The 26949-nt window shown below is 70.8% G+C and carries 26 protein-coding genes; 13 read left to right on the top strand and 13 right to left on the bottom strand.

The window, feature by feature from the left end:
• Positions 1-20: 20 nt before the first annotated feature.
• Positions 21-2570 carry a SpoIIE family protein phosphatase gene (locus tag EHO50_RS38305; RefSeq protein ID WP_128436391.1) on the bottom strand — a complete coding sequence of 850 codons (2550 nt, stop codon included), beginning with the start codon at positions 2568-2570 and terminating at the stop codon, positions 21-23.
• Between the two features lie 408 nt (positions 2571-2978).
• Here EHO50_RS38305 and EHO50_RS38300 point away from each other — a divergent pair, with 408 nt between their 5' ends.
• The gene (locus EHO50_RS38300) at positions 2979-4685 is read left to right on the top strand and encodes a tetratricopeptide repeat protein (protein WP_246101801.1); all 1707 of its coding nucleotides are present in this window, start codon (positions 2979-2981) and stop codon (positions 4683-4685) included.
• Positions 4686-4761: 76 nt separating this feature from the next.
• On the opposite strand, the gene EHO50_RS38295 is transcribed toward EHO50_RS38300, so the two are convergent.
• Positions 4762-6588 (bottom strand): ABC transporter ATP-binding protein, encoded by a 1827-nt coding sequence (locus tag EHO50_RS38295; RefSeq protein ID WP_128436387.1) that lies wholly within the window; start codon positions 6586-6588, stop codon positions 4762-4764.
• Positions 6589-6817: 229 nt separating this feature from the next.
• Here EHO50_RS38295 and EHO50_RS44330 point away from each other — a divergent pair, with 229 nt between their 5' ends.
• Positions 6818-6991, top strand: coding sequence for a hypothetical protein (locus tag EHO50_RS44330; RefSeq protein WP_164905071.1), 174 nt, complete (start codon positions 6818-6820; stop codon positions 6989-6991).
• Positions 6992-7115: 124 nt separating this feature from the next.
• On the opposite strand, the gene EHO50_RS38290 is transcribed toward EHO50_RS44330, so the two are convergent.
• Both EHO50_RS38290 and EHO50_RS45465 read right to left on the bottom strand, forming a co-directional pair.
• Positions 7116-8042, bottom strand: a complete 927-nt coding sequence (locus EHO50_RS38290) for a GNAT family N-acetyltransferase (protein WP_128436382.1) — start codon at positions 8040-8042, stop codon at positions 7116-7118.
• Between the two features lie 69 nt (positions 8043-8111).
• Positions 8112-8252 carry a hypothetical protein gene (locus EHO50_RS45465; protein WP_246101800.1) on the bottom strand — a complete coding sequence of 47 codons (141 nt, stop codon included), beginning with the start codon at positions 8250-8252 and terminating at the stop codon, positions 8112-8114.
• A 238-nt stretch (positions 8253-8490) separates the two neighbouring features.
• Between EHO50_RS45465 and EHO50_RS38280 the strand changes: the two genes are divergently transcribed.
• Positions 8491-9312 carry a DUF817 domain-containing protein gene (locus EHO50_RS38280; RefSeq protein ID WP_128436376.1) on the top strand — a complete coding sequence of 274 codons (822 nt, stop codon included), beginning with the start codon at positions 8491-8493 and terminating at the stop codon, positions 9310-9312.
• Here EHO50_RS38280 and EHO50_RS38275 read toward each other — a convergent pair.
• The 4 genes from EHO50_RS38275 to EHO50_RS38260 form a co-directional block, all read right to left on the bottom strand.
• Entirely contained in the window at positions 9307-9912 is a 606-nt protein-coding gene (locus EHO50_RS38275; protein WP_128436372.1) for an NUDIX hydrolase, read from the bottom strand. The two genes, EHO50_RS38280 and EHO50_RS38275, sit on opposite strands and share 6 nt — an antisense overlap.
• Positions 9913-9952: 40 nt before the next feature.
• Positions 9953-13801: an nSTAND1 domain-containing NTPase gene (locus EHO50_RS38270; RefSeq protein ID WP_128436367.1), complete on the bottom strand. Its 3849-nt coding sequence runs from the start codon at positions 13799-13801 to the stop codon at positions 9953-9955.
• Positions 13802-13957: 156 nt separating this feature from the next.
• Positions 13958-14290 carry an antibiotic biosynthesis monooxygenase family protein gene (locus tag EHO50_RS38265; RefSeq protein ID WP_128436362.1) on the bottom strand — a complete coding sequence of 111 codons (333 nt, stop codon included), beginning with the start codon at positions 14288-14290 and terminating at the stop codon, positions 13958-13960.
• Positions 14291-14475: 185 nt separating this feature from the next.
• On the bottom strand, positions 14476-15636 hold the full coding sequence (locus tag EHO50_RS38260) for a S1 family peptidase (protein WP_128436358.1): 1161 nt from the start codon (positions 15634-15636) through the stop codon (positions 14476-14478).
• A gap of 278 nt (positions 15637-15914) precedes the next feature.
• Between EHO50_RS38260 and EHO50_RS38255 the strand changes: the two genes are divergently transcribed.
• On the top strand, positions 15915-16388 hold the full coding sequence (locus EHO50_RS38255; RefSeq protein WP_246101799.1) for a hypothetical protein: 474 nt from the start codon (positions 15915-15917) through the stop codon (positions 16386-16388).
• A 181-nt stretch (positions 16389-16569) separates the two neighbouring features.
• Positions 16570-17007, top strand: a complete 438-nt coding sequence (locus EHO50_RS38250) for an ATP-binding protein (RefSeq protein ID WP_128436353.1) — start codon at positions 16570-16572, stop codon at positions 17005-17007.
• A gap of 41 nt (positions 17008-17048) precedes the next feature.
• On the opposite strand, the gene EHO50_RS38245 is transcribed toward EHO50_RS38250, so the two are convergent.
• The 3 genes from EHO50_RS38245 to EHO50_RS38235 form a co-directional block, all read right to left on the bottom strand.
• Positions 17049-17492, bottom strand: coding sequence for an ATP-binding protein (locus EHO50_RS38245; protein ID WP_128436348.1), 444 nt, complete (start codon positions 17490-17492; stop codon positions 17049-17051).
• Positions 17493-17639: 147 nt separating this feature from the next.
• On the bottom strand, positions 17640-18011 hold the full coding sequence (locus tag EHO50_RS38240) for a PRC-barrel domain containing protein (protein WP_128436344.1): 372 nt from the start codon (positions 18009-18011) through the stop codon (positions 17640-17642).
• Complete coding sequence (locus tag EHO50_RS38235; protein ID WP_128436338.1) at positions 18008-18877, bottom strand: SigB/SigF/SigG family RNA polymerase sigma factor; 870 nt, start codon at positions 18875-18877, stop codon at positions 18008-18010. Before EHO50_RS38235 ends, EHO50_RS38240 begins: the two co-directional genes overlap by 4 nt.
• Before the next feature lie 361 nt (positions 18878-19238).
• Between EHO50_RS38235 and EHO50_RS38230 the strand changes: the two genes are divergently transcribed.
• Positions 19239-20114, top strand: a complete 876-nt coding sequence (locus tag EHO50_RS38230) for an RNA polymerase sigma factor SigF (protein WP_246101798.1) — start codon at positions 19239-19241, stop codon at positions 20112-20114.
• A 158-nt stretch (positions 20115-20272) separates the two neighbouring features.
• Here the strand turns inward: EHO50_RS38230 and EHO50_RS38225 are convergent, their stop codons facing one another.
• Entirely contained in the window at positions 20273-20743 is a 471-nt protein-coding gene (locus EHO50_RS38225; RefSeq protein ID WP_128436333.1) for an ATP-binding protein, read from the bottom strand.
• A 212-nt stretch (positions 20744-20955) separates the two neighbouring features.
• Here EHO50_RS38225 and EHO50_RS38220 point away from each other — a divergent pair, with 212 nt between their 5' ends.
• On the top strand, positions 20956-21357 hold the full coding sequence (locus EHO50_RS38220) for an STAS domain-containing protein (protein ID WP_128436328.1): 402 nt from the start codon (positions 20956-20958) through the stop codon (positions 21355-21357).
• A 168-nt stretch (positions 21358-21525) separates the two neighbouring features.
• Here the strand turns inward: EHO50_RS38220 and EHO50_RS45710 are convergent, their stop codons facing one another.
• The gene (locus tag EHO50_RS45710; protein WP_281288300.1) at positions 21526-21654 is read right to left on the bottom strand and encodes a hypothetical protein; all 129 of its coding nucleotides are present in this window, start codon (positions 21652-21654) and stop codon (positions 21526-21528) included.
• A 155-nt stretch (positions 21655-21809) separates the two neighbouring features.
• On the opposite strand from EHO50_RS45710, the gene EHO50_RS38210 reads away from it, so the two are divergent.
• From EHO50_RS38210 to EHO50_RS38185, 6 genes are all read left to right on the top strand, one after another.
• Positions 21810-22313, top strand: coding sequence for an RNA-binding protein (locus EHO50_RS38210; RefSeq protein WP_128436324.1), 504 nt, complete (start codon positions 21810-21812; stop codon positions 22311-22313).
• A 62-nt stretch (positions 22314-22375) separates the two neighbouring features.
• Positions 22376-23275, top strand: a complete 900-nt coding sequence (locus EHO50_RS38205) for an STAS domain-containing protein (RefSeq protein ID WP_128436319.1) — start codon at positions 22376-22378, stop codon at positions 23273-23275.
• Positions 23272-23694 (top strand): STAS domain-containing protein, encoded by a 423-nt coding sequence (locus tag EHO50_RS38200; RefSeq protein WP_128436315.1) that lies wholly within the window; start codon positions 23272-23274, stop codon positions 23692-23694. The genes EHO50_RS38205 and EHO50_RS38200 overlap by 4 nt, the downstream gene beginning before the upstream one ends.
• Positions 23691-24134, top strand: coding sequence for an anti-sigma regulatory factor (locus EHO50_RS38195; RefSeq protein ID WP_128436310.1), 444 nt, complete (start codon positions 23691-23693; stop codon positions 24132-24134). The genes EHO50_RS38200 and EHO50_RS38195 overlap by 4 nt, the downstream gene beginning before the upstream one ends.
• Positions 24134-25204, top strand: coding sequence for an ATP-binding SpoIIE family protein phosphatase (locus tag EHO50_RS38190; RefSeq protein WP_128436305.1), 1071 nt, complete (start codon positions 24134-24136; stop codon positions 25202-25204). The genes EHO50_RS38195 and EHO50_RS38190 overlap by 1 nt, the downstream gene beginning before the upstream one ends.
• Positions 25201-26943, top strand: a complete 1743-nt coding sequence (locus EHO50_RS38185) for a PP2C family protein-serine/threonine phosphatase (RefSeq protein WP_128436301.1) — start codon at positions 25201-25203, stop codon at positions 26941-26943. Before EHO50_RS38190 ends, EHO50_RS38185 begins: the two co-directional genes overlap by 4 nt.
• Positions 26944-26949 lie beyond the last annotated feature (6 nt).

The raw sequence follows: 26949 nt of genomic DNA, 5'->3' as shown, positions 1-26949 counted from the left end.
CCGGCGTCATCGGCGCCCCCTCATTTACGGGGCGGTGGCGTGGCCCGCCGCGTGGCGAGCAGCAGCGCGATGTCGTCGGGGCGGTCCGCCGTGTGCCGGGCCGTCACGGTGAGCCGGTCGGCCACGCCCGCCAGCGAGCGGCCACCCCGGCGGCCGGCAGGAGCACCGGCCTTGGCCAGCGCCACCCTGAGCGCGCTGATGCCGTCGTCGATGTCGGCACCTGGCCGCTCGACCAGCCCGTCCGTGTACAACGCCAGGACGGCACCGGGCTCCATCCGCAGCTCCGCCACCGGGTACTGGGCCTGCGGATCGACGCCGAGCACGACCCCGCCGGGCAGGTCGACGACATGCGTACGGCCGTCGGGGCGGCGCAGCAGCGGCGGCAGGTGCCCGGCCACGGCGGCCTGGGCGACGCCGGTCGCGGGATCGAGCCGGATGTAGCAGCAGCTCGCGAACAGACCGGCGTCGAGGTCGATCAGCAGGCGGTTGGTGCCGCTCATGACCTCGTCGGGGGGCCGGTCGCCGAGAGCGAAGGCCCGCACGGCGCTGCGCAGCTGGCCCATGGTGGCCGCCGCCTGAACGCCGTGCCCCTGCACATCGCCGATCACCAGGGCCAGACCGTCCCCGGCTGAGACGACGTCGTACCAGTCGCCGCCCACCTCCATGCCCTGGGTGCCCGGCAGATAGCGCCCGGCGGTCTCCACCAGCGGGTGCTGCGACAGCCGCCGGGGGAGCAGTGCCTGCTGCAGTCCACGGGCCAGCGCGGCCTCGCTCTCGTAGAGCTTTGCCTTCTGCATGGCGTGTGCGATCAGCCCGGCCATGGCGGTGAGCACGGTGCGTTCCTCGGTGCTGAAGCTGCGGGGCCGGTCGAAGCCAAGGATGCACGAGCCGACCGCACGCCCGGAGGCGATCAGGGGCAGGAAAGCGCGGGCTCCCTCCGTCGCGTCCAGCGCGATGCCCGGATAGGCGTCGGCGAGCTGCTGCATCGAGTCGAAGAAGAGCGGGCGGCCACTGGTCAGCGTCTCGACGCCGGGCAGCCGCTCGTCCAGCCCCACACCCTCGAAGGGGGCGAGGAACCCCTTGGGGAATCCGGTCTCCCAGGCCAGGTACAGGTGCCGCTCCTGCAGCAGGTAGATGGCCAGCCGGCGGCCGCCGAACGCGGGCAGCAGCTCCCGCATCACCACGGCGGACACCTGACGGGCGGTGACCGCTTCGGTCAGCGCGATGGCGAGGACGATCGGGCGGTAGAGAGGAGAGAGCGAAGGCGCACCGGCCGTCTCCGGCGAGCCGGGCGTGTCCGGCAGCCCGGCCGGACCGGCCGCCATCCGGTGTCCCGGACGGAGCGTGCACGTCAGCAGGTCCCGGCCGGGATAGACGGACATGGCGAGCACGTCGTCCTCGAGCGAAGGGGCGGGCTCGCGATTACGGGCTACGGCGCCGGACTCACGCCCATGGGCGGACGGTCTGCGGACATGGAAGTGCACCGGGTCCGGAGACAGCAGCGCTCCGCGCAGGTGATCCTCGACGGCGGGCTGGTTCAGCCACGGCACGCCCTCCCACAGGGTCCGGCCCAGCAACTCGGTGCGCGGCCGGCGCAGCAGCCGAGCCGCATGCGGATTCGCGTAGACGACGGCGCCCACCCGGTCCAGGCAGAACACACCGTCCGGCAGCAGATCGGCCGCCGCGTCCGCCACCGCGCCCGGCCCCGGATCGAGGACGAGACCCCGTACCGTCGCCGCACCGAACGGGGCCGAGTCGTCGTGCGGCCCCCACACCTCGACCAGCCGCAACGCACCGTCCGGCGCGCGTACATACAGCGGCAGGGCCGGCGGCCGGCCACCGGCCGCCTCCCGCAGCGCCGCCAGAACCCGCTCCGCATCACCTGGTGCCACGGCCTCCGCGAACGCCTCCGCGGCGCCGTCGGACTTCCCCGAGGCCGTATCCAGTACGACGTTCAGCCGCTCGTCCATGGTCACAACACCCGTCACCGGATCCCAGGCGAACCGTCCGACGCGCCCCGTGGGCGGGCGGCCGGCCGGCGGGCGGACAGACAGCGGCCCGCCGTCCCACGACACCGCCGACGCGTCCTGGGCCTCCAGCGTCCGCAGCGCCGATCCCAGCTCCTGGGCCACCTGGGCCATGCGCTCACGCACCGGCAGCAGCTCCGTGGCGTCCTGCGCCGAGGGCCGCAGCACGGTCAGCACCCCGTACACGGCCGACCCGCCCGCGACGGGGACGTGCAGGGACCCGAACTGGAACGGCAGACCGGCCGCGAACTGCGGATAGCGGCGCATCGTCTCCGTCGCGTTCGGCAGCACCACCTCGACGCCGAGCCGATAGGCGTCCGCAACGGGGAACGGCCGGTCCACATGCAGCCGCCACCACGGCCGGAACAGCGGCCCCGGCAGCCCCTCCAGCACCGCCAGACGAAGCAGTCCGGGCGTGCCGGAGCGCAGATAGACCCCGGCCGCGTGGCCACCGGCCGCGCTGATCGCCTCCGCCGAGGCATCGATCAGCAGCGCCGCCAGCCTGCCGGGCGTCCGCTCTGCGTCCTCGGCGCTCCCAGTCATCGGCCCTACCTCGTCCGTACGCCCTCACGCGCGCGACACAGCAAGAATGCGCCACGACGCACCCTGCCCGCACCTGGGCGTCCCGAGCCGGGGTGTCCGGGCGCACCGACCGGGCCGTCGCCGCACCGCTCCGCTCCGCTCCGCCGGGCCGGGTACCCACGGGGCGGAGGGGGCCCGTGAGCCCCTGTTCCACCACACCCTGCGAAATGCGCGAACCCGCAACCGGGCATCAGCTCTCCCCGTTGTCGTTGCGAGACCCGTACCACCACCGACCCGGAGCGGCCGCAGCCACCCGGAGCATTCCGGACATCCGACACCGACACCGCATTCCCAGGGGTCGGCAGAACGGATGCTCTCGGCAAGACTCGGGAACGACACGGCGGGCGCAGCACAGGCAGGAGACAGACGATGGAGTACTACGACCTCGGCACCTACACCCGCCCCGTGACCACGTCCTCCGCCCAGGCCCAGCTCTGGTTCGACCGCGGCCTGATGTGGACGTACGCCTTCCACCACGAGGAAGCCGTCGCCTGCTTCGAGGCGGCTGTCGCGGCCGACCCCGACTGCGCCATGGCCCACTGGGGCATCGCCTACGCGCTCGGCCCGAACTACAACAAACCCTGGGAGTTCTTCGACGACCAGGACCTGGCCCGCACCGTCGACCGCACCCACGCCGCCGTGGAACTGGCCCACGCGAAAGCGGACACCGCCACCCCCGTGGAACAGGCCCTGATCGCCGCACTGCGCGCCCGCTACCCGCAGGCGAAGGCCGTGGCGGACTGCTCGATCTGGAACGCCCCCTACGCCGACAGCATGCGCGCGGTCTACGAACTCGCCCCCGACGACCCGGACATCGCCACCCTGTACGCCGACGCCCTGATGAACCTCACCCCCTGGCAGCTGTGGGACCTCAGGACCGGCGAACCGGCCGAGGGCGCACGCACGCCGGAGGCCAAGGCCACCCTCGACCGGGCCCTCGCCACCGACGCGGGACGTGACCACCCGGGCGTGGTGCACATGTACATCCACCTGATGGAGATGTCCCCGACCCCCGAGGCGGCCCTGCTCGTCGCGGACCGGCTGCGTAGCCTGATGCCCGACGCCGGGCATCTGCTGCACATGCCCTCGCACCTGGAGGTGTTGTGCGGCGACTACCGGCGGGTGGTCTCTGACAACACCGCGGCGATCGCGGCCGACGAGAAGTACCGCTCCCGAGCAGGGGCGATGAACTTCTACACCCTGTACCGCACGCACAACTACCACTTCAAGATCTACGGCGCGATGTTCCTCGGCCAGTCCGAGGTCGCCCTTCAGACCGTCGAGCAGCTCGAGGCATCCATCCCGGCGGACCTGCTGCGTGTGCCGAGCCCGCCCATGGCCGACTGGCTGGAGGGCTTCCTCGCCATGCGGGTCCACGCCCTGATCCGCTTCGGACGCTGGGACGACATCCTGCAGCTGCCCCTGCCCGCCGACCCCGAGCTGTACTGTGTGACGACCGCGATGCTCCACTACGCCCGCGGCGTCGCCTACTCCTCGACCCACCGCGTCCCGGAGGCCGAGACGGAACGCCGGCTCTTCCGCGAGGCCGTCGCCCGTGTCCCCGAGACCCGCATGCTCTTCAACAACACCTGCGCCGACATCCTCGCCATCGCCTCGGCGATGCTCGACGGCGAACTGGAGTACCGCAAGGGCGACTTCGACACCGCCTTCGCCGCCCTGGAACGCTCCATCGAACTGGACGACAACCTCCCCTACGACGAACCGTGGGGCTGGATGCAGCCCACCCGGCACGCCTACGGCGCCCTCCTCCTCGAACAGGGACGCATCGAGGAGGCCGAGGCGGTCTACCGGGCCGACCTCGGCCTCGACGGCACCCTCCCGCGCGCCCTGCAGCATCCCGGCAACGTCTGGTCCCTGCACGGCCTCCACGAGTGCCTGATGCGTCTGGGCAGGACCGCGGAGGCACAGATGGTCGCCCAGCAGCTGCGACTCGCTGCCGCGATGGCGGACGTACCGATCGAGGCGTCCTGCTTCTGCCGACTCGACACCAGTGGCCGAGACACCAGTGGCCGAGACGCCAGCGGCCGAGACGCCACCGGTTGCTGCGCCGACTGAGAAGGCGAAGTCCCGCCCAGGCGCTGCAGGCGGGCGGCTGGGCGTGTCCGCCGCTCGCCGCCCGCCCGTCTCCGGTTCAGGGCAACTCCGCCCGCGCAGGGTTGTCGTCGAGGAAGCCGCCCGACTGGTGCTCCCAGAGCTTTGCGTAGGCGCCCTCCGCGGCGAGCAGTTCGTGGTGGGTGCCCTGCTCGACGATCCGCCCGCGGTCGAGGACCACGAGTCGGTCCATGGTGGCGACCGTGCTCAGCCGGTGCGCCACCACCAGCGCCGTGCGCCCGTCCATCAGCCGCCACAGCGCTTCCTGGACGAGGATCTCGCTCTCGGAGTCCAGAGCGCTGGTCGCCTCGTCGAGCAGCAGGATCGGCGCGTCGCGCAGGATCGCCCGGGCGAGGGCGACCCGCTGACGCTGACCACCGGACAGCTTGATGCCACGCTCGCCCACCATGGTGTCGAAGCCGTTCGGCAGCGTATCGACGAACTCCGTGACGTGCGCCGCCTCGGCCGCACGGCGGATCTCGTCGTCGTCTGCGTCCGGCCGGGCGAACGCGATGTTGTCCCGCAGCGTGCGGTGGAACATCGCCGGGTCCTGCGGCACATAGGCGATCAGACTGCGCAGGTCGGCCTGGCGCAGCCTGCTGATGTCCTGACCGCCGATCAGGATCCGGCCGCCGTCGATGTCCGTCATCCGTAACAGCAGCCGGGTGAGCGTGGTCTTGCCGCCGCCGGACCGGCCCACGAGGCCGACCTTCGCCCCGGCGGGCACGGCCAGGTCGAGACCCTCGAACAGTGACCGACCGCCGGCGTGGGCGAAGCGGACCTGCTCGAAGCGGACGTCGGCGGCGGTGGCGGCGGTGGCGGGCAGCAGCGGCTCCGGCGACGGCGGGTCGAGCACGGTCGGCGGCGTCAGCAGCAGCTCGGTGAACTGTGCGGCCTCCGTCATCGAGCTCTCCAGCCGACGGTAGATCTGGTTGAACTCGAACATGATCCGCGTCGCGTTGGTGTAGTAGGTGAAGGCGACCACGACCGCCTCCACTCCGTGCTCGCCCCCACCGAGCGTGACCGCGAGCAGCAGGCCCATCGCGTTGGTCAGCACGGACATCGGTGCGACCAGTGTGTCGATGCGCAGATTGCCGTAGTCCCACGACCGCAGGGTGAGCGCCCGCGACACCGCCACACGCGAGCGGTGCTCGGCGGCCTCGCGGCGCTCGGCGGCGAACGCCCGCACCGTGTCCATGTTCATCAGGCTGTCGGCGACGTGGCCCGACACCCGGGCGATCGCCTCCTCACGCTCGTCGACGAGCGCCTGGCGGCGCCGGATGAGGGGCACCACACACACCGCCGTCACCGCGATCATCGTCAGTAGCCCGACGACCAGCAGAGGCTCGTAGCGCCACAGCACCACCGCCCCGAACACCAGCGGCACGAAACTGCCCACGATCTGGAACGTCAGCGTGTCGACGAACTGCTCGAAACGGGAGGCGAAGCTGAGGACGCGTTTCGTCAGCGACCCGGCGAAGTTGTCGTGGAAGAACGCCGCGTCCTTGGCGAACAGCTCGTCCATCCCGATCACGTACAGATGCTCGATGCCCAGGGCGTCCAGGCGGTTCAGGCAGTGCAGAGCGATACGCCACAGCGTCTCGGCGAGCAGCAGGACACCGACGAAGCCGAGGACGTACGGCAATGTCGAGCCGAGGGTGACGTCCGTGTCGCCCGCGATGTCGCCGACGAGCTTGGCGACGATCAGCGGCGCGATGTAGTTGATCCCGATGTTGCCGAGCGCCGACAGCAGCATCGCCGGTGCCGTCAGCCACCGCAGCCGGGCCAACTCCCGTCCGTAGTAACGAAGTGCGAGAAGCACCGAGCGTTTGCCCGGCAGGACCCTGCGCGATTCAGGCGTTCCCATCCCACCCCTGTGATTACGTCGAGTTACTGCTTGAGTACGCAGTGTCCCGCGACGGTGACCGCGAAGTCCAAGTGTTTTCCAGCTGGCCGGTGATGGGGGCGGCGTCGGGGCCGGGCTTCCTTCTACCGCAAGTAACATGATCAACTTCGCTGTCAGGTGCGTCGCGCGGTCCCTTCGGCACCCGCCCCGCCACCTCCACCCCCCACCACAGTCGACTCCGAGGAACTCGATGCCGTCTCAAGGCGATGCCCTGCAGCAGACACGTACCGACTACGAACACCACATGCAGACCTGTCGGCAGTGTCACGCCGACTCGGCGCCGTGCGCGGTCGCGAAGCACCTGCTGCGCCTGTACAACAACGCCCGCAGAAGCAGCTCCCAGCAGGGCGTCAGAGGCCGCTGACTGCGCCGTCCCCGTCGGCCCCGGTGTTCTGCGCACCGGGGCTCGCACGGTATGCAGGGGTACCTGAGCCTCAACTGCCCCGGCCCACGTAGGACTTCGTGCGACTCAGCACTGCTGCCCCCGGTTACTTCAGGACCGCCTCCCAGCTGTCGACGGCGTAATGGACGGCCATCCCGTGCCGGGCGTACAGGGCGGGAGCCCCCGTGGCGTTGGCGGTGTCCACGCCGAGCCCCACCGTCTGGCGTCCCCGCGCGGCGAAGGCGGCGAACGCGTGCCGCAGCAGCAGGCCACCGAGGCCCAGACCACGGGCTTCTCGCGTCACGCCGATGCTCCGGATCCAGCCCATCGCCGCCCGGTCGTCGCGGGCGAGGAGGAACCCGGCGTCCCCCAGCTCCTCGGTACCGACGATCCACACCAGGGACCAGTCGAGCAGGTCGGCGTCGACGTCCTCCAGCCACTGGTCGTAGGTACGCGGCTGGAAGTCGAAGTGCTCGGCGAAGCTCGACTGGTGCAGCGCATGGACACGGGCACGGTCGGCCTCGTCGGCGCATGACCGCAGCCGTACGCCGGACGGCACCTCCGGCACGAGGTCCGTGGCCGCATCCACCGGCCGTTGCAGCACGTGATAGCGCCGTACGACGGACCAGCCCCGCTCCTCGATCAGCCCCGTGTCGAGTGTGGGCTCCGTGTTGAGGTGCAGATGCACCACCGCCCTCGCCGCACCGTTCTCGCGGGCCTTGTCCAGGGCCCGGGCCTCCATCGAGTCCAGAATCAACTCCCCGGCCCGCTGGTGGTCGGGCAGCACGTAATGGTCGACGTCGATGCGCTCGCCCCCCGACTCGTCCCACAGCAGGCCGTACGCCACCAGGCGGTCGCCGTCGAAGGCCAGCCACGAGTCGCGTTCCAGAGCGATGTCGCTCCGCTTCAGATCGGCTTCGACCTCGTGCTGGTCGGTCTCGGGCCGGCCGATCTCGATCCGGTCGACCTCGTTGAGCAGTTCGGTGATGGCGGCCGCATCGGTGAGACCGGCGGGACGAAAGACGTAGGACATGGGCTCAGGGTCCGGGGGAGGGGAGTGCCGCCGCAACGGATTTTCGGCGACGGCGCCCCCTCCTCGAGGTCAGCAGGTCGCGGAAGCGGGCAGGTCCCCGTACTCGTTGCCCATGAGGTAGACGGCGCTCACATAGCCCTCGACGAGCTTGACCCACACGTTGTTGGTGTAGCCGTTGTCGCTGATGGTCTCGCCGTACGGCGCGGCCATGATGCGGGCATCGCCCCCGTCCGTGTCGGAAGCCGCGACCGCGGTCGCCGCGGTGAGCGGCCCGAGCAGAGCGAGCGCACCGGCACCGACGACGAGCGGTGCCAGGCCGGACCTGCGGCCTGCACCGCCAGGCCGCGCCGTATTCCGCCGGCAACCACACCGACCGACGGGAGCGGGGGCCTGGGCGGAGACGGGGACCGGTGGCAACCGAGGAAGCCACAGTCTCGTCTTTGGGATCATGGTCACCACAAGCATCACAGGCCCCCTGGCGGCATCGTTGCGCCAGCTGCTCGACTTCGCGTGGATACAGACACGGTCCTGTGCCTTCGCCATCGCCCTGATGTCCGGCGTGGCGGCATCCACCCTGCTGCCCGGCCTCCCCGTGGCCCGCTACGACCTGCTCGTCGTCTACGGGGTGCTGCTGACGCTGCTGTTCTGGCTGCGCGGCTGGGAGAACGGGCGGGACGTCGCCGTCATCGCGATCTGCCACGTCATCGGCCTGGCCTTCGAGGTCGTGAAGGTGTCCCTCGGCTCGTGGAGCTATCCGGAACCGGCCGTACTGAAGTTCGCGGGCGTGCCGCTGTACGGAGGCTTCCTCTACGCCGCTGTCGGCAGCTACGTCTGCCGCGCCTGGCACCTCCACGACCTGGAGCTCGTCCGGTACCGCCCACGCTCGACGGCGCTCGTCGCCGCGGCCATCTACGTCAACTTCTTCAGCCACCACTGGCTTCCCGACGCACGCTGGCTCCTGGCCGCACTGCTGCTGGCCGTCACCGCGGGCACCTCGGTGCGCTTCACGGTGCGCGGTGCACGCCGACGGATGCCGCTCGCGCTGTCGTTCGTCCTGATCGGCTTCTTCCTCTGGGTGGCGGAGAACCTCGCCACCTACCTGGGCGCCTGGCGCTACCCCTACCAGCTCAACGGCTGGCAACCCGTGGGAGTGGAGAAGTTCGGCGCCTGGTCCTTGCTGATCAGCGTCACCGTCGTGCTGGTGGCCATGGTCGCCCGATCGCAGCACCCCGAACCCGAGAGTCCTGGCACGACACCGCCGAGGTCATGAAGCCCGGGCCTGCACCAGCTTCCGGGTGAAGCGGTGCATGTGGGGATCCATCGAGTCGAGCGGCGCGGCGAGTACCTGATCGGGAGTCAGCCATCGGATCGCCGTGAACTCCTCCTCGTCGTAGGAGGTGAGGGCTTCCGCGTCCGCGCTGATGACGTACCAGAGCGAGACGTCGGTGTGTTCCCCTTGTCCCCGGGTTCGGGTGACGGTGAGGAAGAGCGGGAGCTCACCCGTGACGTCCGACGCGATCGCCGGGACGCCCAACTCCTCCCGGCACTCGCGCACCACCGTGGCCCACGGGTCCTCACCCGGCTCCACGTGCCCGCCCGGCGGCAGCCACAGCCCGGCTTTGCGGTGCGCGACGAGGAGCAATTCCCCGCGCCGGTCGTCGAGTACGACGAAGTAGGTCACGAGGTGCATCGTCGGGACGTCAGGCTTGCGGATCCTGTACACCGGTGCGCCGCCGGCCAGCCACTCGCCGGTCGTGCGCAGATGAGCCCGTTCCAGGTCGTCCCAAGGGGCGATGCCCTCGATCAGTTTCACCAACCGGGCCCGAAGTGCCCGGTCCTGGGAACCGGGCAGGCTGTGAGAGGACGACATCCCCGCATTCTGGCATCGGGCTGTGACAACTCGCGCCGGATCAGTCATAGGGGTAGGGCAGGTCGGGCGCGTAGCTCTCCCACTCCTCATGGCTCAGCTCACGGCCGGCGGCCTCGCGCGCCACCTTCGCCGGTCGCGCGACGATCTCCGTCAGGTGCGCGATGTCCCACAGCGCCGGGCTGTCGTCCCCGCCGATCGCGAGCACCGGCCGGTCCGGCAGGAACGCCACGGCGTGCACCGGGCGTGCGAAGTCGCCCATCGTGGCCAGTTCCCGCGGCCGGCGCCGGTCGGTGACGTCCCAAAGGATCGCGGTCCGGTCGTAGCCGCCGGTGCACAGCAGGTTCCCGTCGTGGCTGAATCCCACCGTGTACACCGAGCTGGCCTGCCCGCGCAAAGTGGCGAAACGGTTGGGGCGCAATGGATCCGACATGTCCCACAACGTGGTCTTCTGGTCCTCCTGGGCGACCGCGAGCGTCTGCCCGTCCGGGCTGAACACTCCGGCGTAGATCGAGGCGTCGTCGGTCAGTGTCGTCAGCCGCCGCGGGTCCTCGCGATCGGACACGTTCCATACGGTGATCACCCCGTCGACGCCACCTGTGATCATGATCCGGCCGTCGGGGGTGAACGGCACCGCGCGCACGTCCCATCGGTGTCCGGTCAGGACCGCGAGTCGCCGTGCCGAAGTGACGTCCCACAACGTGGTGGTCGCCTCCTCGTCGCCGATGGCCACGGTCGCGCCGTCCGGGGAGAAGGCGACCGCCATGACACCGCCGGCGTGCCCGGTCAGCCGCGCCAGCTCGGTGCCCGACAGGTCCCACAGGATCGCCGTCGCGTCGAGGCTGCCGGTGAGCAGCGAGCGTCCGTCCGGGCTGACCGCGACGGCGAACACCGTGTCGGTGTGCGCGGTCAGGGTCGTGACCGGCTCCTGGCCACGCCACAGGATCGCCGTTCCGTCTCGGCTGCCGGTGATGATCGTGCTGCCGTCGGGAGTGACGGCGAGTGCGGGTGTGTCATCGGTGTGCGCGGTCAGCTTGCCGATCCTGGTCGGCCGGGCGCCGACCGCGACATCCCACAGGACCGCGGTCCGGTCGCTGCTGGCGGTGGCGATGCGGCGCCCGTCCGGGCTGAAGGCCATGGCGGACAACGGTTCCCGGTGTCCGCCCAGGGTGTCCAGGCGTACCGGGCGGTTGCGCACCGCGATGTCCCACAGGATCGCCGTGTGGTCCCAGCTGCCGGTGGCCACGGTGTGGCCGTCCGGACCGAACGCGACCGCGCGCACTCCGCTGGTGTGCCCGGTCAACGTCGCCAGCGGACTCGAGTTCGCGATGTCCCACAGGATGGCGGTCCGATCGGTCCCGCCGGTCAGCAGTGCGGTGCCGTCCGGGCTGAACGCGACCGCCCAGACGGAGTTCACATGGCCGGTCAGCACCTTCTCCCGGCACGGGACGGCCGGATCGCTGATGTTCCACAGCATCACCGAGCCGTCGTCGTGGCCGGTGGCCGCCATGGTCCCGCTGACAGCGACATCGTGCACCGGGCCGGTGAGAGGGAAATCCATCGTGGACAGACGGCGCGGCCGGGACCGGTCGGTCACGTCCCACAGCACGGCCTTGTCGCCGTGGCCGCCGTCGCTGTTGTCCCAGTGACCGGTCAGCAGCACGCCGCCGTCCGGGCTGAATGCGGCCGAGCTCACCCAGTTCAGGTCGTTGTCGGTCAGCATGGCCAGCCTGCGCGGTCTCGCCGGGTCGACGACGTCCCACAGCACCACCGTCGAGTCGGGACCGCCCGTCGCGAGCACACGCCCGTCGGGGCTGAACAGCAGCACCCACACGGCGTCGTTGTGCACGTCGATGGCCGACAACCGGCGCGGGACACCGGTGACGTCCCAGAGGAGCACGCCCGGCTCGTAGCGGGCACCCGTGGCCATCGTGCGCCCGTCCGGGCTGAACGTCACCGTCGACAGGGCGGCGGCGTGTCCGGTCAGCGTCGCCACGTAGTGGTTGTGGATCAATGTGGTCACGAGGCTCGCGCGGGCCTCCTGGCTCGGGTGCACGTCCATCGCCGCGATGCCGAACAGCAGCGACATACCTGCCTGGGTGTTCCGCAGCGACTCCGCCTGATACAGCAGGCTACGGCTGGTCGCGTAACGCTGCTGTTCCTGCGCGACCACGAGTTCGCGGTGCGCCAGCGTCTGGCTGGCCAGCAGGAACTGTTGGTCGAGCGGCCCGAGATCGCCCGGGTTCTTCTCGGCCCACTCCTCGAACGTGGCCAGCCGGCCGCCGCGCAGCAGGTAGGACTCGTCATGTCCGCTGCGTTCCCAGTCGGCCGCGAGTCGCTCCACCTCGGACCGCAGCCGCAGGGCCTGGTACGCGGCGTCGATCTCGTGCCGCAGCGGAGTCCACTGCCGCAGCAGGGCTTCGTGCGCGACCTCGACCGTCGGCCCCCGGCTGACGAGCAGACGCGCGTCGACGAAAGCTTGCACGACAGCGTTCTCGTCCGCGCGGAGCGCGTCGCGCCGGACCCGTCTGCGGGTCGGCTCACCGGCGCGGTCGATACTCGCGAGCCGCAGCAGCGTAGGGAGGACGACGCCGTTGCCGCGCCGCGTGAGCTCGTCGCTGACCCGGTCGGCCTGCCGGTGCAGCGCGCCGACCACACCGCCGATGGCCGCGTAGTCGGCGAACGTCACGGTGCCCTCAGGGCCGACCCGTTCGTACAGCTGCTGGAGTGTGCAAGCCAGCAACGGCAGTGCGTCACCGCCCGTGGTCTCCTCCACGATCCGCTGCACGAGGCCCACCGCGAAGTCGAGGCCCGCCCGCCCCGCCGGCCGCTCGATCACCTCGGGCAGCCGCGCCCGGCTCAGCGGTTCCACCACGAGCGAGTCGTCGATCGCCTCGGCGAGCCCGGCCCGGTCCGGCGCCGAGCTCAGGAACTCCGAGCGCATCGTCGCGACCGCCCAGATCGGGCTGTCGTCGTGCAGGCCGGCGCGCAGCATTCTCAGGAACGCCTGCTGCTCCTCGGCGCCGCTGCGGGTGATCAGCTCTTCGGCCTGGTCGATCACCACGAGCACGTTGCGGCTGCCGCTGACTTCGTGCAGCTCGGCGCCGAGCTGCGCCAGTCCGCCGTCGCCGAGCCGGTCGGTCACCTCTTCGATCGGTAAGTGCCTGCCGAACGAGTCGAACGCCCGCGCGAAGCTGTGCGCGAGGTTTCGGATCGGCTGCCTGCCGGGCAGCAACGCGGGGAGCACGACCCAGTGCTCGGGAGAACGTTCCAGGCGGGGCAGCAGTCCGGCGCGTAGCAACGAGGACTTCCCGCTGCCCGACGGGCCGATGATCGCCACGAACCGGCCGGCGCCGTAGCGCAGCGTCGGCTGCAGGAGGTCGAGCAGCCGGGTGATCTCCTGGTCGCGCCCGAAGAACACAGCCGCGTCCTGCCGTTCGAACGGCTCGAGTCCCGGAAAGGGCGACCGGGCGGGATCCCAGGAGAACGAGTCCGCCGGGTTGAGCCCCGCGCGTCGCAACCCCCGCCACAGCTTGGTGAAGGCGGACTCGCCGTCGGCCAGATCAGCCCACTGTGCGTCCGCGAGCAGCTCCAGCCAGGCGTCACCCTCGATACGGACCGGGAAGACGGGCCTGCCCAGCGAACGCGCGAGGCTCACCTCGGCGAAGCACCAGCGCGACTGGACCGACGTGCCGCTCGCGAGGAAGACCACGCCGTCGGACTTGCGCAACTGCAGGTAGAGCTCGCGTTCCCACCGACGGCCGGCCGGAATTCCGTCGGACGGGTCGAAGTCCAGGAAGAGCGCCTCGTAGCCCTCGCCCCGTAACCGGTCGCGGATCTGGGTCGCCTTGACCCGGTCCTGGCCGCCAAAGCTGATGAACAACGAAGTCACCGACGGCCTCCCCGGTCGCTCGGACCCTCAAGGTTGCCATGGCTGAGACGTCATTCGCCTTGCGAACGTTGCGCTCGTACCCCCAGGAGCTCCGTTCGCGGTTCGGTATTCGTGACCGATTCGCGAACGGCTCCCCAATTCCTGCTGCTCCAACGACTACTCGCTCTTCGGCCCCGCCTGCTGCACCACGTCGAAGGACCACAACGTGGACCCGCTGGCCGCCGGCTTGGGACGCTCTGCGCCTTCCGCGCCGCCGCCACCCTGGTGAGCCGACTTCATGGGGCCCTCCATCCAGGCCTGGAAGGACTCCTCGTCACGCCAGCGCGTGTACACGAGGTAGGTGTCGGTGCCTTCGACCGGCCGCAGGAGTTCGAACCACTCGAACCCGTCGGAGTTCTCCACGGCGTGCGCACGGGAGGCGAAGCGCTTCTCCAGCGTCTCGCGCTGCTCGGCGGGAACGGTCAGTACGTTGATCTTGACTACGCTCATGGTTCTCATCCTGCCGCACGGCCGCCGCCGGACGCGCAGCGGCTCGTGCATCACAGGACCGGGTCACTCGACGGCGCCCGCGCCGAACGGCCGAACTCCCGGGCGCGGACCCTGAAGACCGGCACCAAGGCCGGGGAGGAGCGATCCGGTCGGCCACGGCCCGGACCGCCCCTCCCCGCCGTGAATCAGGCGGTGTGCAGAGTCAACCCGTAGCGGCCGAGGATCTCGTTGACGGGCTGGAACCAGGTCTCCCCGCCGCCGGAGCAGTTGCCCCAGCCACCCGAGGTGACCCCTTGTGCCTGGTCACCGCTGATGAAGGAGCCTCCGGAATCGCCGGGCTCGGCGCAGACGCTGGTCTTCGTCATCTGGTGGACGGCGCCCTGGCTGTAGTTGACCGTCTCGTTCTTGGCCAGCACCGTGCCGCAGTGCCAGTGTGTCGTGGAGCCGGACCGGCATATGGAGGTGCCCACGGGTGCTTCGGCCGAGCCGCGTACCAGGCGGTCCGGTACCGTGCCCCAGCCGAGGACCACCGGCACGGTCCACCAGCCGCTGCCGACGCTCACCCAGGCGTAGTCGTTGTCCGGGAACGAGGAGCCTTGGAACGTTCCGACGTAGGTGCCGTCCCAGCCCCGGACACCGGCTCCCTGCCCACCGCAGTGCCCTGCGGTGATGAAGCCGCCGTGCACCGAGAAACCTATGGAGCAGCGGACGTTGCCCGTGTAGTAGGGGTCGCCGCCGACCGTTCCCGCCGCGAAGGTGCGCGGGGCGGCGGAGACCGTCTCGACCGTGACGGGTCCCGTCGCGAGGGCGCGGGAGACGAATCGCCGGACATCGTTGTCGGCCCGCCTGTCGCGGACGACGTTCACGACGACCGCGTTGGCCGCCGGGTCGACGTGCCAACTGCTCACGCCCGCTGGTGCGGGGAGGCGGTCGATGCGCGCTTTGGTCGCGTCGAGCTCTCGGGCACTGTGCGCGACGGTGCGAACGGTCGCGCCGGTGGCCCGGACCTCCCGCACGGTCGCGGGCGCGGCGTCCTGCGTGACGGCCACGGTGAGCCGCTCGCTCTCCGCGTCGAACCACGAGCCGCCGTAAGCGGATCCGGCTGCCTTGCGTGCCTTCGGAGTGAGGTCCATGGCCGTGCGCTCTGCCGCCAGCCGCGCCTTGGCCCGCTGCTCCGACAGGCCGAGGTCCCGCTGCATCGCCTGCAGCAGTCCGGGAGAGGCGGGTTCGGTATCGCTCACCGTGGGGGAGTCGGTCGCCGCGGCCGAGGTGGTTCCGCCTGCGGTCCAGCTGCCGAGGACGAGCAGTACGGCGAGGCCGGCGTACTTGAGTCTGATGCGTCTCAAGGGAGTTGCCCTTCGTCGTTCCAGCAAGGTGGGGTGGAACAACCGCAATCTGAGAGCGCTCTCATTCAGGGTTGGGCAGAGCTTAGCCATGACGACGTATCAGGTCCATACCAATGCGCCGCTGAAGTCGACGCTCTCCAACGCCGCGACGTTCTGCTCGAGTTGCTCCGCCCGGGATGCACCGATGACGCCGTACAACCCTTCAGGCATGCGACTGGTCTCAACCACCGTACGAACCAATCCGACCTTCCAGTACATCTCGTTCCACGGGGGAACACATGAGCCTGGTCCGCAATCAGCACGGCAACCGCATCCGCAACCGCGGTCGTCGCGCCGTGACCGCAGCCGTCACCCTCCTGACGGCGGCCGTCCTCGGTGCGGCGGGCGCCGGAGCGTCCAACGCGGGCACCGCGGCACCGCAGACGCGGCAGATCGCTTCGTCCGTCCTCGGCGCCGACTACAAGGTCACCCTGACCGCCCTGCGGTCGACCGACGACCAGAACGCCGCCTCGGTGCGGCTGCAGGTCTACACACAGAGCGGTGGCGCCTGGAAGGAGTCCGACCGGGTCACCGTGGGAGACGTCGACGGGTGGTTCTGGTACCCGCTGACGGGCCGGGGTTCCGTCTGCGAGTTCTCCACCGCGAGCACGGAGCCCGCCCCGCTCACCGTGAGCCTGCTGATCACGCCTTCCATCGGCTGCTCGGAGCCCACGCACTACGTGGTGAAGCAAGGCAGGGTGTACGCCGGCTGACCCCCGATCCGGTCGGCACAGCAGGCTCTGTCGTCCCCCCTCGTCCGTGGTGCCCCGCCGGTGCGACCAATTCCGGACGCGTAGCCGCGCTCTGGCTGGGAACCAGCGGGGTGGAAACAGTACGACGAATCACCGCGGCCGAGGGCGGACGGGCCGAAGAAGGTGTGCCGAAGAAGGTGTGATGGCGACCGAATCGCGTGGGGGCGGCAAACCGTCCTCCGAAGAGATCGAGGACTGGGAGGTCGGCTTTGACGGTGGATTCGGTGACGTGACGAGAGCCCGCCAGTGCGCGGAGGAGTTCCTGACCACGCTGGCGCGGGCCTCACCGCCGGCGGCGCCCGAGTACCGGGACGACATCCTGCTGGTGGTCAGCGAGCTCGCCGCCAACACCATCCAGTACGCTCCGGGGCCGTTCGGGCTGACGTTGCGCAGGGCGTTCGACGGTGTGCACGTGACGCTGAGTGACACCAGCACCACTCCACCGGCGCCGCGGCCCTTCCACCCCGGCAAGAGCGGCGGCGGCGGTATCGGCTGGTACCTGATCCACACGCTGTGCGACCAGGTCAGCGTGGTGGTGCGGGCGGACGGCAAGGACGTGCACGCGTTCCTGCCCTGGTGAGCGCCCACGGCCCGACCGGCGGACTGACGCGCGAGCGGCTCTCACGTCGTCAGCGGCACCAGCACGCCGACCGTCTTGCCGCCCTCCCGGCGGTGCTCGATGAGGATCTCGCGGGACAGGCGGATGATCAGCGGCCATCCGTATCCGCTGCCCTCGTGCGTGTGGGGCAAGGTGCCGGGCCCGTAGGCGGCGGACGGGACGGCGTCGCTGTAGTCGTGCACGCTCAGCCTCACCCCCTCGGGAAGCAGGGCCACCTCGAACCCCGCGAGGCCGCCGCCGTGCCGGATGGCGTTGGTGACCAGCTCCGACACGACCAGCAGGAGGTCCATGACGGCTCTCTCACTCGCCGGGCCGGACGGGGCACGCCAGTGCTCAGCCACCACCGACCGCACATGGCTGCGTGCCGTCGCCGCGCTGGTGACCGGGACCGACCGGCCGCACGCCGTCCGGCGGTCCCCGGCCGGACGGCGCTCCGCCGGCTTCACGGTTGCTCGTTCGCTGCCTGCAAAACGCTCGTCGTTCCCCGAGCATCGCAGGCACACACCAAGAGGACTGCGGCTTGTGTCACTTCACCACTCCTCGCACGCTGTCGTCTCCGCCCCTCGTCGTCCGTCTGCGTCCATGTGCCTCGGCTACCCGTTCGCGCCCGAACCATGGGGCAGAGCTGCGTAGTACGCACCGACGGCGGACAGATACTCGGGATCGAGGGTCTCGCGGTCGGTCTCGAACCGGGGAGCCGCCTTGGCCTGCGCCCGGGTGCACCCCACCGTGACCACCCGGGTCTTCATGTCGACGCCGGTGACCGCGCCCGCGGGGATCAGCAGGCTCCTGCCGAACACCCACGCGCCCGTGTCGACGATCAAGTGCCGCAGGGGAATGCCGTCGGCCTGGCGGTCCACATGGCCGACGACCCCGTCGGTCGCCTCGACCGTGAACCCGGTGAGCGTCCGCCCCTCCTGGTGGCCGCTCCCGGGAGCGTACGACCAGATTCTCTGCGTGCTCACATCGCTTCCTCCTTCCTGCCGTCACTGCTGTGCCCCGTCTCCGGCCCCGGAGCGAGTGCCTCGTCCCGCACCCGCGCGCAGCACCGGCTGATGATGCGGGAGACATGCATCTGGGAGATGCCCAGGCGATCGGCGATGCGGCTTTGCGTCATGTCCTCGAAGAACCGCATGTACAAGATGGCGCGCTCGCGCTCGGGCAGGCGCCGCAGCCCCTCCTTCGCCGCCTCCCGGTCGACGACGACGTCGTACGCCTCGTCGCAGCTGCCGATCGTGTCGGCGAGGCTGAAGCCGTCGTCGCTCGATGCCATCTCGGCGTCGAGGGACAGCGTGCTGAAGCTCTCCAGGGCCTCCAGCCCCGCGTTGACCTCGTCCTCGGTGAGCCCCGTGTGGGCGGCGATCTCGGCGACCGAGGGCGTGGAGCCGCCGGCGGTCTCGGCGAGGTCGCGGCGCGCGAACCGCACCTTGTTGCGCAGCTCCTGGACGCGACGGGGAACCCGCAGGGCCCACATCCGGTCGCGGAAATGCCGCTTGATCTCTCCGGTGACGGTGGGCACGGCGTAGCTCTCGAAGGCCCCTCGGCCGGGCTCGAACCGGTCTATCGCCTTCACCAGTCCGAGAGCCGCGACCTGACGCAGATCCTCCAGCGACTCCCCGCGATTACGGAATCGGCCGGCGATGCGGTGGGCCATGGGCAGCCACGCCTTGGTCAGCTCGTCGCGTACCGCGTCTCGTTCCGGCCCTTCCGGCAGAGCGGCCAGGCGGGCGAAGTCGGCCGCGGTGTCGGGGGCGTCGTCGTGGACGCGTCCACCGGACACGCGGGGACGGGCAGCGAGGTCGGAACCATGTGCGGACGTCTCAACCAGCATGAGGAACAGCTCCTGAACGGGGTTCTCAGGGAATCTCCGTGGGAAACGGTGTGCAGGGCACGGGGCACGAAGGCCCGGATCGGTCACACCTGTAGCACCGGTGCGCCTCTGGTCCGAAGCACGAAATCCCGCATGCCCCACGACCGAGCACGCAAACGGCCGCGGAAGCATGAGGGCGACAAAGAGACGGGCACCGGGCGGGGACTTCCGCGGACGACCTGTCCTGAATCGGCCGCGCCCAAGGGCGACTTCACGCCAGAACTCGCCGTCGTACCGTGTTTCCGGCGACGGAGGGGGAGTGAGCCGCGCGAGCCCGGGCACGCGGGGAAGAACAACTGGTTCCGGCGATCGGGAGGGCGGCATGGCAGCCGTGACGGTGGCGCAGGCAACGGCCACGGCACAGGAGACGGTCACGACGGACGGGGCGGCGCTGCCGCTGATCGAGGATCCGACGAGGGTGAGGCCCCAGGACGCACGCGAGTTGTCGCGTCAGTTCTTCGACCGACTGGTCATGCTGGACGAGGGCACGCATGAACACCAGTACGTACGCAACACGCTGATCGAGATCAACCTGTCGCTCGTGCGGTACGCCGCGTCGCGCTTCCGCGCCCGTGGGGACTCGCTGGAGGACGTCGTCCAGGTCGGGACCATCGGGCTGATCAAGGCCATCGACCGCTTCGAGGTGGCCCGGGAGGTCGAGTTCACGACGTTCGCCGTCCCGTACATCGTCGGCGAGATCAAGCGGTTCTTCCGCGACACCAGCTGGGCGGTCCATGTGCCGCGCCGGCTGCAGGAGGCGCGCGTCGAGTTGGCCAGGGCGACGGAGGAGCTCCGCTCCCGGCTGGGCCGCACGCCGACCACCCGCGAGCTCGCGCAGCTGATGTCGCTGTCGGAGGAAGAGGTGATCGAGGCCCGCAAGGCCGCCAACGGCTACCAGTCCGCCTCCCTCGACGCGGCCGTCACATCCGATGCCGAGAACGGTGAGTCCGTCCTGGCCGACCTCCTCGGTGAGGAGGACCCTTCGCTGGAACTGGTCGAGGACTTCCACTCGTTGGCACCCCTGATCGCCGGACTCGACGAGCGTGAGCGCCGAATCATTCACCTTCGTTTCGTCGAGGAGCTCACCCAGGCGCAGATCGCCGACCGGATCGGCGTCTCCCAGATGCATGTGTCGCGGCTCATCGGCCGCATCATCAAGCAGCTGCGCGCCGGGCTGTTGGAGCCCGGGGTGGCCTGAGCCCCAGCCCCCAGGGGTCGCCTGAGCGGTTCCGGCCGGATCGCCGTCGCGTACGCGTGAATGGCGCCGGCCGGTTCGCCCGCGTCTGGAGTGGACGTCGGCCCAAGTGGGCCGCGGCCGAGTGCGAGTGGCCGTCGGCCCACTTCGGCCCGTCCGGGTCAGCTTCCGCCGACCGAGTGCCCGCCTTGGACCGGCAGGGCAATCACCGCGGTGACGCGCTTGCCGCCGGCCGGAAGGTCGGACACCTGCACGGTCCGGGACAGCCGGCACACGATCGGCCAGCCGCGGCCTCCGCAGCGGTGCCGACCGTGACGGTCGACCGAGTCCACAGCGACCGGCCGGCCCTGCTCCCGGTCACTGACGGACAGGTACAGGTTCTGGCCGACGACCTCGACGTCGAAGCCGGTGACGCCGCCGCCGTGCAGCATCGCGTTGGTCGTCAGCTCCGATGCCACCAGCAACGCGTCCGAGAGAGTGTCAGGCCCGCACGCGGCGCCCCGAGTACGCGACTGTTCGGACAGAACCCGCCGCACGGCTCCGCGTGCCTCGGCCGGACTCAGCGGTCCGTGGCACACACGGCCCGCGTCCGCCGGGGTCCTGGTGGCGCCGGTCCGGTACTTCTCACTCATCCTTTCGCTCCCTGACAGAGGCGAGGAGTTCTCTCTCTACGCGTGACCGGTCGACCAGCCGCCAAACCGCTCTTCGGGCAGTGTGCTGGGGAGATTCGGGGGTAGGCGGCCGAACGCGCCGACGGACGGTCGACAGGAGTGTCGCTCCACGATGCATCAAATCCGTCCGTCGGGGCACCCGTCCCGATCGTCAACGCCTATGGGAGGTACTTGTGTCCGTTGCCCAGAATCCCTTGTCGATCAAGGTGGAACTGCCCCGTGAGGACGCCGTGCTGCTCACGGTCGAGGGTGACCTGGACATGGATACCGCGACCGAGTTGCAGCATCACCTCGCCAACCAGCTCCACCACGGTCGGCGCCACTTCCTGCTCGACATCGCCGACGTTCCCTTCATGGACTCGTCCGGCATGAACATCATCCTGCGGGCCTATCAGGAGGTGCGGGAGATTCCGGGCGGTGTGTACGTCATCTCCCCGGCGCCCGCCGTCCGGCGGATCCTGGATCTCACCGGCGTCAGCATCACCGTCCCGATCGTGGGGAGCGCCGAGGAGGCGCTCGCCGCCGCGGACTCCGGGTCGACGGGCCCCGAGCCCGAGGCCCCGACCGAGGGGTGAAGTCCCGTTCCTGGAAAGGCAGTTCATCGATCGCGAACCGCGCCCATAGTGCCGACAGTTGTCGTTTGACAACCGTCGTCGTGAGGCAACAGAGTGAGCGAGTCAAGCGCGGGAGGGGTGTGGAACGTGCCGGTCAGCAACGACGGCTTCCACTGTCGGCGGCGGGATTCAGGCGCTCCTGACACCGTGGGCCTCGTCGCCTTCATGGATCTCCCACAAGACCTTCAGCAACTCGGCGGCAGCGAAGGTCACATGCGCCACCTCGTCCGGCCGGGGATCCGAGTAGGAGGAAGTCACGCCTCCACTCCTTCAGGGTTCACGGGCACTGTCAGCGGGCCGGTTCGGGCCATACCTACAGAGCGCTAGACACGGACGACAAGGACCGATGGACGGCCTCCCCGACAGCGCGGGTCCGGCGCCGTCGACGTGACGAGAATGGCGTATCCGACATCGTGAACCGATTCGTGGCAGCCGAGCGGGCGCCTCGCTCCGCGCCCCCGCACCGGCTGGTGGCCGCGGTCCGCGAAGCACTGTGCAACGACTACGCGGCGACCACCGTCCAGCTGTACTGGGCCGAACTGGCCGAACTGACTGACCTGGCAGGGGCGTTGGGGCACGAGGTGATCCTCGCCGACCGCGACACCGATCCGTACCTCCAGGCCCGCCGCACCGACCGGCTCACCTTCGCGCTCGGCCGTCAACCGGAGCCCGCCTGTGCAACCTTCGCAGGCAACCTCGACCGGTCCGCGACCGCCGACCACCTGATGCTGCACACCGCCAACGGCGTTGGCGAGGCAGCCGTCGGCCCGCGCCATCGCGTCCACCGGCGAACGGCGCGCGGCCGACGTCCCCCGTGCCGTCCCGAGAGAACCGTCCGGTCACCGGGCACGCCCGTGGCCGACGACGACGCGCTCGTGGTCTTCCTCGACCGGTTCGGGCCGCGTCGGACACCTTGACCGTACCGTCCGGCGCTCCCCGCACGACCGGGGCGGCGCACACCGTATGAGGAGGGAAACACGTGCCGGAGCAGCAAGCGGCAGAGCATCAGAGCAACCCCGCGGAGGAGGTCGGGGCCTTCCTGCGGGAGCGCCGGGAGCAGATCGCCCAGCGCTGGGCCGACGCGGCGCTGCTGCGCACCGTGTTCACCGTCTCCCGGGACGAGGCGGTGGAAGCCGCCCGGACCGTCGTGGAGGCGCTGGCGGCAGTGGCCGCCTCGGGACGGGTGGCGGATTCGGAGGCGGACGGGTTCGCCGTCGTCCGCGAGCAGTTGGCCCGTACGGCACAGTCCCGGGCGCGCGCCGGCGCCGGCATCGCGCAGATCTCGGCGGAGATGGACGCGCTGCGACCGCCCGTCACCGACCTCCTGCTCGACGAGCTCTCCGACGCGCCCGCCGAGCATCTGCGGGAGTGCACGACGGCGCTGACCGTGCTGATGGGCACCCTGCGCCTGGTCATGCTGGAGACGACGATGAACGCCGGGCAGGACCTCATCAACCGCCAGCGGCTCGAACTGCTCGAGATCGCCACGCCGGTGATCAAGCTGTGGGAGGGCATCGTCGCCGTGCCGCTGATCGGCACGCTCGACAGCGCCCGCAGCCAGGTGGTGATGGAGATCCTCCTGGACGCCGTCGTCGAGCAGCACGCCCGCTTCGCGATCCTGGACATCACCGGAGTGCCCACCGTCGACTCCCTGGTGGCGCAGCATCTGATGAAGACCGTGGCGGCAGCGCGGCTGATGGGAGCGGAGTGCATAGTCTCCGGGATCCGGCCGGCCATCGCGCAGACCATCGTCCACCTCGGCATCGACCTGAGCTCGGTGCTCACCCGCGCCAGTCTCGCGGACGCCCTCGCCTACGCCCTGCAGGAGCAGGGCGACCACATCGTGCCGAACCCCGCCTCGGCCGTGGAGCCCCGGTGACGGCCGCGTCCACCTTCCCCTACGAAGGACACGTGCCCGTCCTCAGGCTCGGCGGGGTCCTCCTCGTCACCCTCCAGGGCGACCTGTACGACAGCACGGCGGAGCAACTCCGGCAGGACATCGGCGAGACCGCCTCCGACAGCGCGGTCACCGGCGTCGTCATCGACCTCTCCGGTGTCGAGATCGTCGACTCCTTCATGGGCCGCGTGCTCAGCGATGTCGCGGCCATGACCCGGCTGCTGGCCGCCCAGACCGTGGTGGCGGGGATGCGCCCCGCGGTGGCCATCACCCTGGTGGAACTCGGCCTGACCCTGCCGGGACTGCGCACCGCCCTCAGCACCGAGGACGCCATGCGCCAGCTCGGGGACGAGGGGTCGGTCCTGCCCCGCGCCGGGCGCCCACACCGGGAGCGCCCGTGACCCACAGCACCGGCAGCGTCTCCGCCTGCCTGCCGATCCACTCGGACCTCGATCTGGTGCGGGTACGGCAGCATGTGCGGCAGATGACCGCCCACCTCGGGTTCGGTCTGGTCGAGCAGACCAAACTCGTCACCGCGGCCAGTGAGCTGGCCCGCAACGCCCTCGTGCACGGCGGCGGGGGCCAGATGGAGTGCGCGCCGGTGACCACCGGCGGGATACGGGGACTGCGTCTGGTCTTCAGCGACCAGGGCCCCGGCATCGCGGATCTGGAACAGGCCCTGTCCGACGGCTACACCTCCGGTGAGGGGTTGGGGATGGGCCTGGGCGGCGCGCGGCGCCTGGTCCACGAGTTCTCCATCGACAGCCGCCGCGGCGTCGGCACGACCGTGGCCGTGACGTCGTGGATCTCCGGGCCGCCCCGCCCGCGCGAGGCGCACTGATGCCGCGCGTCTGGGAGGTGCCGGTGCACGACTCGACCCGCGTACGCGACGCCCGCGTGGCGGCCGGGTCCGCCGCCCGCCAGGCCGGGCTCGCCGAGCACAGGATCGCCGCCGCCGAACTCGTGGCCACCGAACTCGCCACCAATCTGCTCAAGCACGCAGGCGGCGGACGGATACTCCTCGACCTCGTGGACCCACCCGTTCCGGCATACGGCGACGAGAGGATCGCTATGGTGCAGATCATGGCCGTCGACCACGGGCCCGGCATGCCCGACACCGCCGCGGCGCTGCGCGACGGCTACTCGACCACCGCCTCCCTCGGCGCCGGCCTCGGCACCTGCCTGCGCACGGCCGACGACTTCGGCCTGCACAGCACACCGGGGCGGGGCACGGTCGTCATGGCCAGGATCGCTCCGCGCCCGAACCGCGACACCACCGGCCCGCGTCCCGTCCCGCTCCCGGTGCGGGCCGGCGGCGTCAACATCCCCCTAGCCGGCGCGGAGTTCTCCGGCGACGCCTGGGCGTGCGTCCGTACGGGCGACCGCGTGACACTGATGCTGGCCGACGGCCTCGGCCACGGCCCCCTGGCGGCCCGTGCCTCCTCCGCCGCGGTGGAGACGGTGCGGTGCGCGCCCCACCTGCCGCCGGCGGACCTGCTGCGGCGGCTGAACGGCGCCCTGCGTGACACCAGGGGAGCAGCCGTTGCTGTGGCCCAACTCGACGTCACCGCAGGGAAGTTGCACTTCGCCGGAGTGGGCAACGTAGGGGCCCGGCTGCGGCGCGGCGACAGCTGGCAGGGGCTCGTCTCGCGCCCCGGCATAGTCGGCGCCCACCTCCCCACGCACCTGCCTCAACAGCAGCAGACCTGGACGGACGACTGCCTCCTGGTCCTGCACAGTGACGGTCTGCCGAGCCGCTGGAGCCCCGGCCCGGCCGCCCATGACCCGTCGCCCGACCCCGCCGTGATCGCCGCATCGATCGTGCGGGACGCCAGCAGCCCCGCCCGGCCGGTGCGCGACGACACCGCCGTCGTCGTGCTGAGCCCCTGCCCCTCGGACCCCTCCTCATGACCCGCACCTGGCACGTCCGCACCATCACCGACGCCGCGCAGGCCCGCATCGCCACGGCGCGGCTGGCCGCCGCGTGCCAAGTGACCACCGTCGAGCGGACCCGTCTGGTGGCCGCCCTCACCGCACAGCTACGGCAGTGCCTCACCAAGGGAGGCGAGTGGCGGGTCGGCGTGACAGCGACCCTGTCGCCCGGTGGGGGAGACTTCAGCGTCGAGGTGGCTGCGGCGAAGCGCCGCCCGGACGACCGACAGCCCGCGTGGCGCGCGTCGGTCCCGTGCGCCGAGGGCGCCGACGTCTCCGGTGCCGAGCATGCCGCCGACGACCCTGCGACGCTGGCCGAGGCCCTGTTCGGTGCCGACGAGGACGCGGCCCAGCTGCTGGAGCGGCTCGACGAGCAGGAGGCGCTGGTCGCCTTCCACCGCGAGGAACTCCACCAGACCAACCAGGGCGTACTGGCGCTGCATGCCGAGCTGGACGCCTCCGGCCGGGCCCAGCGCGAGCTCTTCGACGCCGAGCAGCAGGCCCGCAGGGAGGCGGAGAACGCCCGCGGCCGACTGACCTTCCTGGCCGACGCCAGCGCCGCCCTGACGGCCTCCCTCAACCACGAGGCCATCGTGCGGCTGCTGCCCGCTCTGCTGGTACCGCGCTACGCGCGCACCGTCGACGTCTGGCTGTTCGACGACGTGGACGACGCGCTGCGCGGCGGCCCGCATCCGGCCGCAGCTGTCCTCGCCGCCCGCCGCGGCCGCCCGCAGTACGCCGCCGACCACCCCGGCAATCTGCCCGGCGTCGACGACCAGCCCCCCTCGGCCCTCGACCCCGGCAGACCCCTGCTGTGCATCCCCCTGGTCACCCGCCGGGCATCCCAGGGCGTCCTCACCCTGTCGTCGGCCGAGGAGCGCTGGGACGCGGACGACGCCGTCATGCTGATCGAACTGACCCGACGGGCCAGCATCGCCCTGGAGAACGCCCGACGCTTCGAGCACAACCGGGACATCGCCGAGACCCTGCAACGAGCCCTGCTCACCGAACTGCCCACCACACCCGGCCTGAGCCTGGCCGCACGCTACCTCCCGGCCACCCGGGGCCTGAACATCGGCGGGGACTGGTACGACGCCTTCCGCCAGCCCGACGGCAGCCTGATCACCGTCATCGGCGACGTCACCGGGCACGGCCTGCACGCCGCGGTCATGATGAGCCAACTGCGCACCGCCCTGCGCGCCTACGCCGTCGACGGCAGCAGCCCCGGCCAACTCCTGACGCGACTGCACCTGTTCCTGCACCGCCTGCGCCTCGACCTCTACGCCACCGCGGTCATCGCCCGCTTCCACCCCGACGACCCCACGCTCACCTGGGCCGCCGCCGGCCACCCCCCACCGGTGCTGCGCACCCCCGACGGCCAGGTCCACACCCTCGACGCCAAACCCGGTGCCATGCTCGGCATCCCACTGAAACAGGAGATCAGCGACCACACCGTGCCGCTCCCGCCCGGATCCACGCTGGCCATGTACACCGACGGCCTGGTGGAACGCCGCTCCCACGGGATCGACCCCGGTATCCGCCGCCTCGCCGAGGAACTGGGCGCCTTCCACCCGACCGAACTCGACGAGAACCTGGAAGCGTCGGCCGACCGACTCCTGCACCCCCTGCTGCACGACTCCGAACACGACGACGACGTATGCCTGTTGCTGTGCCACGTGCACAGCGGCGCGCGGCGGCAGCGGGCACCGGAGTGCTGAACGGAA

This window comes from Streptomyces cyaneus, from assembly GCF_004028635.1.
GTDB lineage: Bacteria > Actinomycetota > Actinomycetes > Streptomycetales > Streptomycetaceae > Streptomyces > Streptomyces cyaneus.
Note: the sequence above shows the minus strand (reverse complement) of the source record. Positions and strands in the feature narration are given on the sequence as shown.